Source organism: Micromonospora sp. I033, from assembly GCF_053890995.1.
This window is the reverse complement of the sequence record NZ_JBSSLX010000065.1, coordinates 14,599-28,205: the sequence shown is the minus strand read 5'-3', so window position 1 is coordinate 28,205 and position 13,607 is coordinate 14,599. Positions and strand designations below refer to the sequence as shown.

Sequence of the window (13,607 nt, the reverse complement as noted above, 5' to 3'; positions counted from 1 at the left end):
GCTACTGGGGCAGCCTGCTCGGCATGGCCGGGGGAGCGGTGCTGATCGCGCTGCCGGCACCCGGCTGGGTGACGGTCGCCGGCCTGCTCGTGGTGGGCTTCGCCGCGGCGCCGGTCTTCCCGCTGCTCACCCTGACCACGGCGGAACGGGTGGGCCGCGACCACGCGGACCGGACCATCGGCCTCCAGATCGGCGCGGCCGGCCTGGGCGCCGCCCTGGTGCCGGCCGCGGTCGGGGTGCTGTTGGCCCGCGTCTCGGTGGCCGCGCTCGGCCCGACGCTGGTGGTGCTCGCGGTGGCGCTCATCGCCCTGCACGCGGCCGGCGCCCGCCAGGGCCGCCGGGACTCCTGACGGCGGGTCCTCCCGGCGGGGCGGGTCACATGTTGTCGGGCCCGGTCCGGCCGGTGGTCGACGGCCGGTAGGCCCGGTCCGCGTCGGTCATCTCCCGCCGCTCGGCCTCGGGGCCGGCGCCGCGGTCCACCGCCTCCGGCCCGTGGCCGAACGCGGCCTCCTCGCCGGCGTCGTTGCCGGTGACGTCGTCCGCCTGCCCGTCGAGGGTCGACCGGGCGATCGCCCGGTCCAGCTCGTGCAGGGGAGTGCGTTCCTCGTCGCGCCAGACGTGGCTGTCGTTGTCGGTCATTCCCCTGCGGTACCCGGGCCGGATGATCGCAAACGGCCGCCGGACACGGCGATGGCCGCCGGAGCACCGGCGGCCATCGGGGTTCGCGTACGGGGGACGGCGACTCAGGGGGTCGGCCGGTCGACCTTGCCGCGCCAGGCGCCGGTCTCCTGACCGCGCCGCTCGATGAACGTCTTGAACCGCGACAGGTCGCCCTTGGCCCGGCGGTCCACCACGCCCAACTTGTCGCCAGCCTTCTCGACCATGCCCTGCGGCTCGAACTCCAGCTGCAGCGTGACCCGGGTGTTCCCCTCGTCCAGGCGGTGGAAGGTCACCACACCGGCCTGCTGGGTGCCCCCGGTGGAGCGCCAGGCCACCCGCTCGTCGGGCAGCTGCTCGGTGATCTCGGCGTCGAACTCGCGCTTGACGCCGGCGATCTCCACCGTCCAGTGGGTCATCGTGTCGGAGAGCTGCCGGACCTCCTGGACGCCCTCCATGAAGTGCGGGAACTCCTCGAACTGCGTCCACTGGTCGTAGGCGGTGCGGATCGGGACGGCCACGTCCACGTGTTCCATAACGCCGCTCATGTGAGATTCCTCCTGTTCCGCCGGTTCGTTGTCACGGGCCGTGGGTCGGCCCGGTCACCAGCGCGTCGTCTCGTTCTTGTGGCCCAGTGCCGCCCACACCTCGGAGACCGTCTGGTACCGGGTGCCCTCGGGCAGGCCCTGCAGCGCCCGCACGATGTCGTCCGGCGCCTCGTTCTCCCGGGCGTTGGCCACCAGCGCCTCCCGGTCGCCCGGCAGGGCGGACATCGTGATGAACCGGCCGAGGCGGCTACGGGCCTCCACGTCCTCCGAGCTCATCCCCTTCGGGGCGCCACTGCGCAGCTCGCCCGCCGGGGCCGTGGTCGCCTCCGGCTGGTCCTCCCCGGCCGGTTCCGGCACGCGGTACTCCTCGACCCGGGAGCCTCCGGTGCCCGGCCCCTGGACGAGGCCGCTCACCTCGCTGCTCATCTGCTCGTCGACCCTGGGTGAGTGCTTGCTGCTGGCACGTTCCATGCCGACAGACATGCCCGAGGGGGCCGCCGGTAAACCGACGGCCGCCGGTGGAGCCGGTCATCCCACCGCGAACCGGTCGATGCCGGTCAGGAATCGGCCGGTGCGCGCGGCGGCAGGACGGGCTCGGCGGGATCCTCGACGCCGGCCTGCATCACCCGGCCCCGCTGGAGCTCGGCGTTGACCTGGACGCCGAGCATGAGCGCGCAGTTGGACAGGTAGAGCCAGACCAGGAAGGCGATGACCGCGCCCAGGCTGCCGTAGGTCACGTCGTACGAGCCGAAGTTGGCCACGTAGAGGCCGAAGCCGAAGGAGGCGAGCACCCAGGCCAGCAGGGCCAGCGCGCCGCCCGGGGTGAGCCAGCGGAACCGGGGTTGGCGGACGTTCGGGGCGATCCAGAACAGCAGCGACAGCAGGGTCATCGCGATCAGCGCGAGCAGCGGCCACTTCGCCACCGTCCACACCGTGCGGGTCAGCCCGCCGGCGTGCAGCCGGTCGCCCACGAAGTCGGTGACCGGGCCACTGACGATCAGCCCCAGGGCCACCACGGCGAGCAGCACCAGCGACACCCCGGCGAGCCCGATCTGCAGCGGCCGCAGCCGGTAGAACGGCCGCCCCTCCTCGACGCCGTAGATCGCGTTCGAGGCCCGGGTGAACGCGCCGATGAAGCCGGACGCCGACCAGAGCGCGCCGAGCAGACCGAAGCTGAGCAGCACCTTCGCCGAGCCCTGCTGCTCCACCACGTTGCGCACCACGGTGACGAAGGCGTCGTTGCCCACCACCGAGCCGGCGCCGATCTCCCGGGCCAGCTCGATCACCGTGTCCACCGTGCGGGGCCCGTCGGAGACCAGCCCGACCAGGGCGACCACCACGATGGTCGAGGGGAAGAGCGCCAGCACCCCGTAGTAGGTGAGCGCCGCGGCCCAGTCGGCGCAGTTGTCCTTGACGAAGTTGCGCCCGCTGCGGAGCAGCACCCCGCGCCAGGTGGCCCAGCTCAACTGGCGTACCCGGCGGGGGATCCGGGCCCGCTGCCGGTCGCCGGCCGCCGCGTCCGTCGTCGCCGTCATGACCGCCTCCTCCGCGCACCGGCGCACCCCCGGCAGGTGGCCCGGGCGGTACCCGGTGGGGGAGGCCGACAAACCGGTGCCGGTTTGTCCCGGGCGGGTGGGGGAATCGGTAGAGGATCCCACGGAGACGGAGGAGGACGAGATGCCCGGGCGCGAGGTACTGCCCAGCACGCTGAAGCGCTCCCCGGCCAAGGCACAGCGGACCTGGGAGAAGACGCACGACTCGGCGGTGGAGACGTACGGCGAGGGGGAGCGGGCGCACCGCACCGCCTTCGCCGCGGTGAAGCACGAGTTCGAGAAGGTCGGCGACCACTGGGAGCCGAAGGGGCGCAAGGGCCCGAGCGACCGGCAGGCGGCCGGCGGCGGCCCGACCCGGCGGGCCCCCACGGCCGGCGGGGTGGACGCCAACGCCAAGAAGGAGCACCTCATGGAGGTGGCCAAGAAGCTCGACGTGCCGGGCCGGTCCCGGATGACCAAGCCGGAGCTGGTCAAGGCGATCGAGAAGGCGAACAACAACGCCACCCGCGAGGCCCGCGGCGGCCGCTGACCCGCCGGCGACGACACGGGAGCCCGGGACCGCGCAGGTCCCGGGCTCCCGTCGGTTTCCTCACCAGTGGCCGCCGCCCGGCGCCTCGATGTGCACCGCCTTCACCGTGCTGAACTCGTCGAGCAGCTCCGGGCCGTACCCGAAGCCCTGGCCGCTGCCGCGGCGCGGCTGCGCGGCGCCGCCCGGCGCACCACCGAACACCGCGTTGACCTTGACGGTGCCCACCGGCAGCTCCCGCCAGGCCCGGTGGGCGTGGCTCATCGAGCCGGTCAGCACCGTGGCGGCCAGCCCGTACGGGGAGTCGGCCGCGCAGCGCAGCCCCTCGCTGAACGAGTCGACCACGACCACCGGCGCGACCGGCCCGAAGGTCTCCTCGCGGACGAGCGTCATCTCGTGCCGGCAGTCGCTGACCACCGTCGCCGGGTAGAACGCGCCCGGCCCGTCCGGGACGGCGCCGCCGGTGCGCACCCGAGCCCCCTCGGCGACCGCCGCGGTGACCTGCCCGTGCACGTGGTCCCGGTGCCGCCGGTCGACCAGCGGGCCGAGCTGGGTCCCCGGGTCCCGGCCCGGGCCCACCGCGAGCTCCTCGGCCCGCTCGACCAAGGCGTCGACGAAGTCCTCGGCCACGTCCCGGTGCACGTAGATCCGCTCCACCGCGACGCAAATCTGGCCGGCGTTGGCGAAGCAGCCCAGCGCCGCCTGCTCGGCCGCCCAGACCGGGTCCACGCCCGCGTCCACCACCAGGGGGTCGCTGCCGCCGTTCTCCAGCAGCACCTTCGCGCCGGTGCGGGCGCCGGCGGCGGCGATCGCCCGGCCGGTGGCGGTGGAGCCGACGTGGGCCACCACGTCCACCTCCTGGCCGGCCAGCGCCGCGCCCACCTCGGCGCCACCGGTGAGCAGCGACAGCACCCCGGCCGGCAGCGCCGAGTCCAGGGCCCGGGCGAGCAGCCAGCCGGTCGCCGGGGTGCGCTCGCTCGGCTTGTAGAGCACCACGTTGCCGGTGACCAGGGCGGCGCCGAGCAGGCCGCAGGAGACCGCCACCGGGTCGTTCCAGGGGGTGATCGCGGCGACCACGCCGCGCGGTTCGGGGGCCATGAAGTCCAGCGCCGAGGGGGCGCCGTGCAGGGTCCGCCCGCCCCGCACCGGGCCGAGTTCGGCGTACTGTCGCAGCGTGCCGATGCCCGCCGCCACGCCACCGCGCGCGTCGTCCAGCGGCTTGCCCATCTCCGCCGTGGTGGCCGCCGCCAACTCGTCGGCCGCGGCCTCGACCGCGTCCGCCGCACGGTGCAGCGCCGCCGCCCGCTCCGCCGGGGCGGTCCCCGCCCAGTCCGCCGCCGCGGCCCGGGCGGCCCCGACCGCCTTGGCGACCTCGTCCGCCGTCGCCACCGGCACGGTGGTCACCGGGGAGCCGTCGGCCGGATCGTGTACGACCAGCTCGCCCCCCTCACCACCGGCACCCCAGACTCCACCTATGAGCTGCGCAACTGTGTACATGCGGCAGTGGATGCCCCGACCCCGGCCGGGCAAACGCGTTTCGCCCGGTAACCGGCCGGGTAGGCGGGTCGGATGATTTCGACCGCGGACGCCGTCGTCATCGGCGCCGGGCACAACGGGCTGGTGGCCGCGAACCTGCTGGCCGACGCGGGCTGGGACGTGCTGGTGCTGGAGGCCACGCAGGTCCCCGGCGGGGCGGTGCGCTCCGCGGAGGTGACCGCCCCCGGCTACCTGAGCGACCTCTACAGCTCCTTCTACCCCCTCGGCTACGCCTCGCCGGTGCTGCGCGGGCTGGGCCTGGAGCGGTACGGGCTGTCCTGGACCCACGCCCCGGACGTGCTGGCCCACCTGCTCCCGGACGGCCGCGCGGCCGTGGTCAACCGGGACCTGGCGGCCACCGCCGCCTCGCTGGAGGCGTTCGCTCCCGGCGACGGCGACCGCTGGCGGCACGCCTACGCGGACTGGTGCCAGGTGGCCGAGCCGATGCTGGACACCATCACCAGCCCGTTCCCGCCGGTGCGGGGCGGCCTGACCCTGCTGCGCCGGCTCCGGGTCTCCGGCGCGCTGCGGCTGGCCCGCCGGCTCGTGGTGCCGGTACGCAAGCTCGGCGACGAACTCTTCGCCGGCGAGGGCGGGCCGGCCCTGCTGGCCGGCTGCGCCCTGCACACCGACCTGTCCCCCGAGGAGGCCGGCTCCGGGGTGTACGGCTGGCTGCTCGCCATGCTCGGCCAGCAGGTGGGCTGGCCGGTGCCGGTCGGCGGCGCGCAGAAGATCACCGACGCGCTGGTGGCCCGGCTGGTCGAGCGGGGCGGCCGGATCGAGTACGGCGCCCGGGTCGACCGGGTGCTCACCGCCCGGGGCCGGGCCATGGGCGTCCGCACCGCCGGCGGCACCGACTGGCGGGCCCGGCGGGCGGTGCTCGCCGACGTCCCCGCCCCGGCGCTCTTCCTGGACCTGGTCGGCCCGGCGGCCCTGCCGCCCCGGCTGGTCGAGGACCTGGCGCACTTCCGGTGGGACGGCTCCACGCTCAAGGTGGACTGGGCGCTGTCCGCGCCGGTGCCGTGGAAGAACCGGGCGGTGGCCGGTGCCGGCACCGTGCACCTCGGCGCCGACCTGAACGGCCTCACCGCGTACGCGGGGGCGCTCGCCCGGGGCGAGGTGCCCCGGGACCCGTTCCTGCTGGTGGGGCAGATGTCGGTGGCCGATCCGAGCCACTCCCCGCCGGGCACCGAGTCGCTCTGGTCGTACACCCACCTGCCGTTCCGCCGGCACTGGCGGGCCGAGGAGATCACCGGGCACGTGACCCGGATGGAGGAGGTGCTGGAGGAGGCCGCCCCGGGCTTCCGCTCGCTGATCGTCGGGCGGCACGTGGCCGGCCCGGCCGACCTGGAGGCCGCCGAGCCGAGCCTGGTCGGCGGCGCGCTGGGCGGCGGCACCGCGGCCGCGTACCAGCAGCTCTTCCTGCGGCCGATCCCCGGCCTGGGCCGCGCGGACACCCCGGTGGACCGGCTCTTCCTGGCCAGCGCCTCGGCGCACCCGGGCGGCGGGGTGCACGGCGCGCCCGGGGCGAACGCGGCCCGGGCCGCCCTGGCCCGCGACCGGGCGCTCACCGGCGACCTGTACGCGGGCGTGATCGGCGCGGCGCACCGCACCGTCTACCGCTGACCCGATGGCCCGGCCGGTGCGGGGCTGTGGTGGCCTGACGACAAAGCCTCACGCAGCGTCGTCATGACGCGGCGTGAGGCCAGGTCCGTGCGGAAGGCGCTGCGGGTCAGGTGTCCAGGTTGCGGTGCCGGGTGCGCAGCTTGAACGGCATCAGCGCGCTCTCGATCTTGGTGGCGGTGGTCATCTTCGAGGCGCCCTCGCGGCGCTCCTCGAAGCGGATCGGCACCTCCAGGATGGTGTGCCCCAGCTTGGTGGCCAGGTAGTGCATCTCCACCTGGAAGCTGTAGCCGTTGGACTGCACCCGCTGCAGGCCGATGTCGCGCAGCGCGTCGGCCCGCCAGATCTTGAAGCCGGCGGTCAGGTCGCGGATCCGGACCCGCAGCAGGGTGTGCACGTAGAGGTTGGCCCAGCCGCTGAGCGCGCGGCGGTAGAGCGGCCAGTTCTCGTCCAGTTCGCCGCCGGGCACGTAGCGCGAGCCGATGACCACGCCGGCCTGCGTGGAGAGCAGCGCGCCGAGCATGCCGGGCAGCGCCTCCGGCGGGTGCGACAGGTCGGCGTCCATCTGCGCGACGTACTCGGCGCCGTCGTCGAGCGCCCGCCCGATGCCGTCCACGTACGCCCGGCCGAGACCCTCCTTGCCCGGGCGGTGCACCACCAGCACCCGGTCCGGGTGCTCGATGGCCAGCTTGTCGGCGACCTCCCCGGTGCCGTCCGGGGAGTTGTCGTCCGCGACGAGCACCTTCAGCCCCGGCAGCGGCAGCGCGAGGAGGCGCTCGACCAGCACCGGGAGGTTGCCCGCCTCGTTGTAGGTCGGAACGACGACGGTCAGGCGTGCGTCGCGCCACGGGGAGGGCAACTGCACGGGTTCGATCATCACGGACATCCTCGGTCGGCCGACAGGTTCACCTGAGAGGGTAGCCAGTCCTCTCCGCGTGGTCCGCACAGACGCCCGCCGGTGGATCCCGGACCGTTCGTCTGGCGGGCGGTCAGCGTAGCCGACGGGCCAGCCCGCCGGCTGCCATCAGCAGCCCGCCGAGCGCCAGCACGGACACCGTGGGCTTGTGCGCACTCACCCAGAGTGCCGCCGAGTGCCGGCGGGCCTGGTCGGTGAACACGCCCTCGGCGCCCCAGTCCTGCTCGTCGTCGCCCGGCCGGTCCAGGTTGTCCCGCCAGGCCGCGGGGTCGATCGGCGTGTCGGTCTGCTGGCTGTCGTAACCGTCGCGGGCCAGCTTGCGGTCCAGCAGGCCGGGGAAGAGGACGTTGCCCAGCCGGGCCCGCCAGGTCGGGCCGCCGACGTTCAGCTCGCGCGGCCCGTGGTCGGCGGTCCAGAGGATCGCCCGCGCCGCGACCTCCGGCGCGAAGATCGGCGGCACCGGCTGCGGATGCCGGGGCAGCCGGGTGCGTACCCAGGAGAACTGCGGGGTGTTGACGGCCGGGAGTTGGACCATCGACAGCGTGATCCCGGGGCAGTCGCGGAGCAGTTCGGCCCGGAGCGAGTCGTTGAAGCCCTGCACCGCGTGCTTGCTCGCGCAGTACGCCGACTGCAATGGGATGCCCCGGTAGGCCAACGCCGAGCCGACCTGCACGATCGCGCCGCGGCCCTGGGCGCGCATGTGGCGCAGCGCGGCCAGCGTGCCGTGCACGGTGCCCAGGTAGTTGACCTCGGTGACCCGGCGGAACTCGGCCGCGGTGATCTCCCAGGCCGGTGCGAAGACCGAGACCATCGCGTCGTTGACCCAGACGTCCAGCCCGCCGTAGTGGTGCGCCACGTCGTCGGCGGCCCGCTGCACGGCGCCCGCGTCGGCGACGTCCACCTGGTAGGTGCGCACCTCGGTTGCGCCCAGCCGGCGGCAGTCCCGTTCGGCGGCGGCCAGCCCCGCCGCGCCCCGGGCCAGCAGGGTCAGCCGGGCACCGCGGGCCGCGTACGCCCGGGCCACCGCGCGACCCACGCCCGCGCTCGCCCCGGTGATCACCACCCGCTGCGTCACCGGTCCGCCTTCTGCCGGGTGGCGATGTCGGAGAGCCGGTTCAACGTCTCCTTGTTCCGCTGGTGCAGCACCAGGTCGTTGAGCTTGTTCCGGATCCAGCGCAGCGGCCCGGCGGCGAAGTCCTCACCGATGGTGACCCGGGTCCGGCCGCCGTCGAGCGGCTCCAGCCGGAACACCACGACCGCCTCGCCGGCCGGCCACAGCCCGGCCCGCACCACGAACTTGTGCGGGGCGTCGCACTCCAGCACGGTGGAGGTGTCCTGGAGCGAGAACGGCCACGGGCCGGCCTTGTGGTGCAGTTGGCTGCCCACCCGGGGCCAGGTGTCGTCCACGTCCCGGACGTGCACCGTGCCCACCACCCAGTCGCTGTACGTCCACCCGTCGGCGAGCACGTCGAACACCTGCTGGGGGGACGCGTCGATCACTTTCTCCACAATCGCCACCGCAATCCCATACCCCCGCCCGGACCGCCGCTAACGGCGGCCGGGTTAGCTTCTCTCCGGCGGCGGGTAACGCCGGACCGGGCCGGCGGGAGCAGGGGTGCGGACCGGCCGTGCGGCACCGGCGGAGGCGGCTCCGCCGAAGTTGATGTTTACTCCTCGGGGGGTCGGGAACCCGCCGCCCGTGCGACGGGACCACGAGCGGGATCAGTGCAGGTCAGCCCGGGTTGACTCGGGTGCTGACCGGTTCCCGTCCGGCCTCTACGACGCGGTGCTGCTGGACCGCGACGGCACGCTGATCGAGGACGTGCCCTACAACGGCGACCCGGAGAAGGTGCGTCCGGTGCCCGGCGCCCGGGAGGCGCTGGACCGGCTCCGCGCGGCCGGGTTGCGCCTCGCCGTGGTGAGCAACCAGTCCGGCCTGGCCCGGGGCTGCTTCACGGCCGACGACCTGCGCCGGGTGAACGCCCGGGTGGAGGAGCTGCTCGGGCCCTTCGACAGCTGGCAGATCTGCCCGCACGGCGAGCCGGACCGCTGCGCCTGCCGCAAGCCGGCCCCCGGTCTGGTGCACGCCGCCGCCCGGGCGCTCGGCACCACGCCGACCCGCTGCGTCCTGGTCGGCGACATCGGCGCCGACACGGCCGCCGCCGCGGCGGCCGGCGCCGCCGGCATCCTGGTGCCCACGCCGGCCACCCGGGCCGCCGAGGTGGCCGCCGCGCCGACCGTCGCCGCCGACCTGCCGGACGCGGTCGCCACCATCCTCGCCCGGATGCGGCTGGCCGCCGCCCCGGAGCCGGCGCCCCGGCGGGGCACCGTGCTGGTGGCACGCAGCGACGCGGCCGGCGACGTGCTGGTCACCGGCCCCGGAATCCGCGCGGTGGCGGCCGGGGCGGAACGGGTGGTGCTGCTCTGCGGGCCACGCGGCCGGGCGGCGGCCGAGCTGCTGCCCGGCGTCGACGAGATCATCGAGTGGCCGCTGCCCTGGATCGACGCCCCCGCCCCGCCGGTCGACCCGGCCGCGATGCGCACCCTGGTCGACCGGCTCGCCGCCGTCGGGGCGGACGAGGCGGTCGTCTTCACCTCCTTCCACCAGTCGGCGCTGCCGCTGGCGCTGCTGCTGCGGATGGCCGGGGTGCCGCGGATCAGCGCGATCAGCGACGACTACCCGGGTGCCCTGCTCGACGTCCGACACCGGGTCCCCGTCGGAGTGCCGGAGCCGGAGCGGGCGCTGTCGCTGGCCGCGGCGGCCGGCTTCGCGCTGCCCGCCGGGGACGAGCCGGGGCTGCGCCTGCGCGCCGACCGGCTGCCGCCCGCCCCGGCCGCCGCCGGCGAGCCGGGCTACGTGGTGCTGCACCCGGGTTCCTCGGTGGAGACCCGGGCCTGCCCGTTCGAGCTGGCCACCCGGATCGTCCGGGTGCTCAGCGCCGCGGGCTACCGGGTGGTGGTCACCGGCGGGCCCGACGAGCGGGAGCTGACCGCCCAGGTCGCCGCCGCGGGAGGCCTCGACCTGGGTGGGCGTACCGGCCTCGGCGAGCTGGCCGCGGTGGTCGCCCGGGCCGGCGCGCTGGTGGTCGGCAACACCGGGCCGGCGCACCTGGCGGCGGCGCTCGGCGTGCCGGTGGTCAGCCTCTTCGCCCCGACCGTCCCGTTCGGGCAGTGGGGGCCCTACCGGGTGCCCACCGTGCGGCTGGGCGACGCCGCGGCGGCCTGCCGGGACACCCGGGCCGTGCGCTGCCCGGTCCCGGGCCACCCCTGCCTGTCCGCCGTCGAGCCGGGCCGGGTGCTGGAGGCCCTGCGGCTGCTCGGGGTGCCCGCCGGCGCGCCCGAGCCGCTGGTCACCGTCCCCGGCGAGGTGGTCGGATGAACGTCCTGGTGTGGCACGTGCACGGGTCCTGGACCACGTCGTTCGTGCACGGCAAGCACCGCTACCTGGTGCCGGTCACCCCGGACCGGGGCGCGTACGGGCTGGGCCGGGCGCGGACCTATCCGTGGCCGGACAGCGCCGTCGAGGTGACCCCGCAGGAGCTGCGCCGGGCCGACGTGGACGTGGTGCTGCTCCAGCGACCCGAGGAGTTCGACCTGGCCTGCGAGTGGCTGGGCCGGCGGGTGGGCCGGGACGTGCCGGCCGTCTACGTCGAACACAACACCCCGAAGGGCGACGTGCCGAACAACCGGCACCCGATGGCCGACCGGGACGACCTGCTGCTCACCCACGTCACCCACTTCAACGAGCTGTTCTGGGACAACGGCGGCACCCGCACCGCGGTCGTCGAGCACGGGGTGGTCGCCCCGGCCGTCGAGTGGACCGGCGAGCTGGACCGGCTCGCCGTCGTCATCAACGAGCCGGTCCGCCGTTGGCGGGTCACCGGCACCGACCTGCTGACCCGCTTCGCCGAACTCGCCCCGCTGGACGTCTACGGCATGAAGGTGGCCGGGCTCGCCGACCACCTGGGCCTGCCCGCGGACCGGCTCACCAGCCACGACGACGTGCCGCAGCACGCCATGCACGCCGAGCTGGCGAAGCGGCGGGCGTACCTGCACCTGTGCCGGTGGACCTCGCTCGGGCTGAGCCTGGTCGAGGCCATGACCATGGGGATGCCGGTGGTCGCGCTGGCCACCACCGAGGCCGTGGAGGCGGTGCCGCCGGCCGCCGGCGCCCTCTCCACCCGGGTCGACGTGCTGGTCGAGGCGGCCCGGGGCCTGCTGGACGACCCGGTGGCGGCCCGCCTGGCGGGCGCCGCGGCCCGGACCGCCGCCCGGAACCGCTACGGCCTGGAGCGTTTCCTCGCCGACTGGGACCGGCTGCTGGAGGAGGAAGTATGCGCATCGCGATGATCTCGGAGCACGCCAGCCCGCTCGCCGTCCTCGGCGGCGAGGACGCCGGCGGCCAGAACACGCATGTCGCGGAGCTCTCCGCCGCGCTCGCGGCCGCCGGTCACGACGTCCGGGTGCACACCCGGCTGGACGCGGTGGACCTGCCGGTGACGGTCCGCACCCCGGACGGGTACCAGGTGGTGCACGTGCCGGCCGGGCCGGCCGAGCCGGTGGCCAAGGACGACCTGCTGCCGTACATGCCGGCGTTCGGTGAGTGGCTGGCCGACCGGTGGCGCACCGGGGACTGGCAGCCCGAGGTGGTGCACGCGCACTTCTGGATGAGTGGGCTGGCCGGGCTGGCCGCCGCGCGGCGCACCGGGGTGCCGGTGGTGCAGACGTACCACGCGCTCGGCACGGTCAAGCGCCGCCACCAGGGCGCCCAGGACACCAGCCCACCGGGCCGGGTCGCGCACGAGCGCCGGCTGGGCCGCGCCGTGGACCGGGTGGTCGCCCAGTGCCAGGACGAGGTCGCCGAGCTGGTCCGGATGGGGGTGCCCCGGTCCCGGATGACCGTCGTGCCGTCCGGGGTGAACCTGTCCACCTTCGCCCCGCTCGGCCCGGTCGCCGCGCGGGACGGCGCGCGGCCCCGCATCCTCACCGTCGGGCGGCTGGTCGAGCGCAAGGGCTTCCAGGACGTCATCCGGGCCACCGCGCTGGTGCCGGACGCCGAGTGCGTGGTGGTCGGCGGCCCGCCGGCCGGGTTGCTGGAGACCGACCCGTACGCGCTGCGGCTGCGGGCGCTCGCCGAGTCCTGCGGGATCGCCGACCGGGTGAAGCTGATCGGGGCGGTGCCCCGGGAGGAGATGGGGCGCTGGTACCGGTCGGCCGACGTGCTGGTCGCCGCCCCCTGGTACGAGCCGTTCGGGCTCACTCCGCTGGAGGCGATGGCGTGCGGCGTACCGGTGATCGGCACCGCCGTCGGCGGGCTGATCGACACGGTGGTGCCCGGCCGGACCGGCGACCTGGTGCCCGCCCGCGACCCGGCGGCCCTCGGCGCGGCGATCCGCGGGCTGCTCGGCGACCGGATCCGCCGGTTCGCCTACGCCACCGCCGCCCTGGAACGGGCCCGCACCCGCTACTCCTGGTCCACCACGGCCGACCGGCTCGCGGACCTGTACGCCGAGGTGGCCACCGTGCGCCGGCCCACCCGGGTGGTCGCCTGATGGCGGCCACGCCGGCCGTCGGGGGGACGGTCCTGGAGGACCACCTGACCCGGCTGGCCGCCGCGCTGCTGCCGCTGCGCGACGCGGAGCAGCTGCTGGCCCGCTGGGGCGGGGAGCTGGCGCACCGGCTGGCCGCCGGTGGGCGGCTGCTGGTGGCCGGCAACGGCGGCAGCGCCGCCGAGGCCCAACACCTCACCGCCGAACTCGTCGGCAAACTCCGCGACGACCGCGAACCCCTCTCCGCCATCGCCCTGCACGCCGAGACCTCCGCCCTCACCGCCATCGGCAACGACTACGGCTACGACGAGGTCTTCGCCCGCCAGGTCCGCGCCCACGGCCGACCCGACGACATCCTCCTGCTCATGTCCACAAGCGGCACCAGCACCAACCTCCTCACCGCCGCCCGCGCCGGCCACGACACCGGCCTGCGCTGCTGGGCCTTCACCGGCCCCGCCCCCAACCCGCTCGCCGGGTCCTGCCAGGAGACCCTCGCCATCGACTCGCCGGACAGCCAGGTGGTGCAGGAGCTGCACCTGGTCGCGACCCACGTGCTGTGCGAGTACGTCGACCGGGCGCTGCCCGCGGCCCTCGCCGCCCACGCCGCGGAGCGGACGCCGGCCGACACGGTGCGGGCCGGCGTCGAGGTGGTGCTCGGCGACGGTCCGGACGGGAAGGTGCAGGCGCGATGAGGAGGTC

General features: G+C 75.4%; 14 protein-coding genes and 1 pseudogene. 7 read left to right on the top strand and 8 right to left on the bottom strand.

The window, feature by feature from the left end; translation table 11 throughout:
- Positions 1 to 350, top strand: a pseudogene (locus ACW0Q9_RS13820) (MFS transporter); the annotation flags it as partial.
- Between the two features lie 25 nt (positions 351 to 375).
- Here the strand turns inward: ACW0Q9_RS13820 and ACW0Q9_RS13815 are convergent.
- From ACW0Q9_RS13815 to ACW0Q9_RS13800, 4 genes are all read right to left on the bottom strand, one after another.
- Positions 376 to 639, bottom strand: coding sequence for a hypothetical protein (locus tag ACW0Q9_RS13815; protein WP_456181252.1), 264 nt, complete (start codon positions 637 to 639; stop codon positions 376 to 378).
- A 104-nt stretch (positions 640 to 743) separates the two neighbouring features.
- Complete coding sequence (locus ACW0Q9_RS13810; RefSeq protein ID WP_456181251.1) at positions 744 to 1,205, bottom strand: SRPBCC family protein; 462 nt, start codon at positions 1,203 to 1,205, stop codon at positions 744 to 746.
- A gap of 54 nt (positions 1,206 to 1,259) precedes the next feature.
- Positions 1,260 to 1,676, bottom strand: coding sequence for a DUF2795 domain-containing protein (locus ACW0Q9_RS13805; RefSeq protein WP_456181250.1), 417 nt, complete (start codon positions 1,674 to 1,676; stop codon positions 1,260 to 1,262).
- An 86-nt stretch (positions 1,677 to 1,762) separates the two neighbouring features.
- On the bottom strand, positions 1,763 to 2,740 hold the full coding sequence (locus ACW0Q9_RS13800; RefSeq protein ID WP_456181248.1) for a YihY/virulence factor BrkB family protein: 978 nt from the start codon (positions 2,738 to 2,740) through the stop codon (positions 1,763 to 1,765).
- Positions 2,741 to 2,882: 142 nt separating this feature from the next.
- On the opposite strand from ACW0Q9_RS13800, the gene ACW0Q9_RS13795 reads away from it, so the two are divergent.
- Positions 2,883 to 3,287: a ChaB family protein gene (locus ACW0Q9_RS13795; RefSeq protein ID WP_456181246.1), complete on the top strand. Its 405-nt coding sequence runs from the start codon at positions 2,883 to 2,885 to the stop codon at positions 3,285 to 3,287.
- A gap of 60 nt (positions 3,288 to 3,347) precedes the next feature.
- Here ACW0Q9_RS13795 and ACW0Q9_RS13790 read toward each other — a convergent pair whose 3' ends face one another.
- On the bottom strand, positions 3,348 to 4,781 hold the full coding sequence (locus ACW0Q9_RS13790; protein WP_456181244.1) for an aldehyde dehydrogenase family protein: 1,434 nt from the start codon (positions 4,779 to 4,781) through the stop codon (positions 3,348 to 3,350).
- Between the two features lie 72 nt (positions 4,782 to 4,853).
- Between ACW0Q9_RS13790 and ACW0Q9_RS13785 the strand changes: the two genes are divergently transcribed.
- Positions 4,854 to 6,446 carry a phytoene desaturase family protein gene (locus ACW0Q9_RS13785; RefSeq protein ID WP_456181242.1) on the top strand — a complete coding sequence of 531 codons (1,593 nt, stop codon included), beginning with the start codon at positions 4,854 to 4,856 and terminating at the stop codon, positions 6,444 to 6,446.
- A 106-nt stretch (positions 6,447 to 6,552) separates the two neighbouring features.
- Here ACW0Q9_RS13785 and ACW0Q9_RS13780 read toward each other — a convergent pair whose 3' ends face one another.
- The 3 genes from ACW0Q9_RS13780 to ACW0Q9_RS13770 all read right to left on the bottom strand — a co-directional run bounded on the left by ACW0Q9_RS13780 (position 6,553) and on the right by ACW0Q9_RS13770 (position 8,868).
- Positions 6,553 to 7,320 (bottom strand): polyprenol monophosphomannose synthase, encoded by a 768-nt coding sequence (locus ACW0Q9_RS13780; RefSeq protein ID WP_355347286.1) that lies wholly within the window; start codon positions 7,318 to 7,320, stop codon positions 6,553 to 6,555.
- A gap of 112 nt (positions 7,321 to 7,432) precedes the next feature.
- On the bottom strand, positions 7,433 to 8,434 hold the full coding sequence (locus tag ACW0Q9_RS13775) for an SDR family oxidoreductase (protein ID WP_456181239.1): 1,002 nt from the start codon (positions 8,432 to 8,434) through the stop codon (positions 7,433 to 7,435).
- Positions 8,431 to 8,868, bottom strand: coding sequence for an SRPBCC family protein (locus tag ACW0Q9_RS13770; RefSeq protein WP_456181237.1), 438 nt, complete (start codon positions 8,866 to 8,868; stop codon positions 8,431 to 8,433). Before ACW0Q9_RS13770 ends, ACW0Q9_RS13775 begins: the two co-directional genes overlap by 4 nt.
- A gap of 190 nt (positions 8,869 to 9,058) precedes the next feature.
- On the opposite strand from ACW0Q9_RS13770, the gene ACW0Q9_RS13765 reads away from it, so the two are divergent.
- From ACW0Q9_RS13765 to ACW0Q9_RS13750, 4 genes are read left to right on the top strand one after another with little or no spacing between them, the layout of a single operon-like run.
- Entirely contained in the window at positions 9,059 to 10,738 is a 1,680-nt protein-coding gene (locus ACW0Q9_RS13765; RefSeq protein ID WP_456181235.1) for an HAD-IIIA family hydrolase, read from the top strand.
- Positions 10,735 to 11,709, top strand: coding sequence for a glycosyltransferase (locus ACW0Q9_RS13760; RefSeq protein WP_456181233.1), 975 nt, complete (start codon positions 10,735 to 10,737; stop codon positions 11,707 to 11,709). Before ACW0Q9_RS13765 ends, ACW0Q9_RS13760 begins: the two co-directional genes overlap by 4 nt.
- Entirely contained in the window at positions 11,694 to 12,911 is a 1,218-nt protein-coding gene (locus ACW0Q9_RS13755; RefSeq protein ID WP_456181231.1) for a glycosyltransferase, read from the top strand. The genes ACW0Q9_RS13760 and ACW0Q9_RS13755 overlap by 16 nt, the downstream gene beginning before the upstream one ends.
- Positions 12,911 to 13,600 (top strand): D-sedoheptulose-7-phosphate isomerase, encoded by a 690-nt coding sequence (locus ACW0Q9_RS13750; protein WP_456181229.1) that lies wholly within the window; start codon positions 12,911 to 12,913, stop codon positions 13,598 to 13,600. The genes ACW0Q9_RS13755 and ACW0Q9_RS13750 overlap by 1 nt, the downstream gene beginning before the upstream one ends.
- Positions 13,601 to 13,607 lie beyond the last annotated feature (7 nt).

Coding starts and splice junctions, on each gene's coding strand:
- ACW0Q9_RS13800 (WP_456181248.1), bottom strand. CDS start 2,740: ATGACGGCGACGACGGACGCGGCGGCCGGCGACCGGCAGCGGGCCCGG.
- ACW0Q9_RS13755 (WP_456181231.1), top strand. CDS start 11,694: ATGCGCATCGCGATGATCTCGGAGCACGCCAGCCCGCTCGCCGTCCTC.
- ACW0Q9_RS13750 (WP_456181229.1), top strand. CDS start 12,911: ATGGCGGCCACGCCGGCCGTCGGGGGGACGGTCCTGGAGGACCACCTG.
- ACW0Q9_RS13815 (WP_456181252.1), bottom strand. CDS start 639: ATGACCGACAACGACAGCCACGTCTGGCGCGACGAGGAACGCACTCCC.
- ACW0Q9_RS13760 (WP_456181233.1), top strand. CDS start 10,735: ATGAACGTCCTGGTGTGGCACGTGCACGGGTCCTGGACCACGTCGTTC.
- ACW0Q9_RS13780 (WP_355347286.1), bottom strand. CDS start 7,320: ATGATCGAACCCGTGCAGTTGCCCTCCCCGTGGCGCGACGCACGCCTG.
- ACW0Q9_RS13785 (WP_456181242.1), top strand. CDS start 4,854: ATGATTTCGACCGCGGACGCCGTCGTCATCGGCGCCGGGCACAACGGG.
- ACW0Q9_RS13790 (WP_456181244.1), bottom strand. CDS start 4,781: ATGTACACAGTTGCGCAGCTCATAGGTGGAGTCTGGGGTGCCGGTGGT.
- ACW0Q9_RS13810 (WP_456181251.1), bottom strand. CDS start 1,205: ATGAGCGGCGTTATGGAACACGTGGACGTGGCCGTCCCGATCCGCACC.
- ACW0Q9_RS13795 (WP_456181246.1), top strand. CDS start 2,883: ATGCCCGGGCGCGAGGTACTGCCCAGCACGCTGAAGCGCTCCCCGGCC.
- ACW0Q9_RS13805 (WP_456181250.1), bottom strand. CDS start 1,676: ATGGAACGTGCCAGCAGCAAGCACTCACCCAGGGTCGACGAGCAGATG.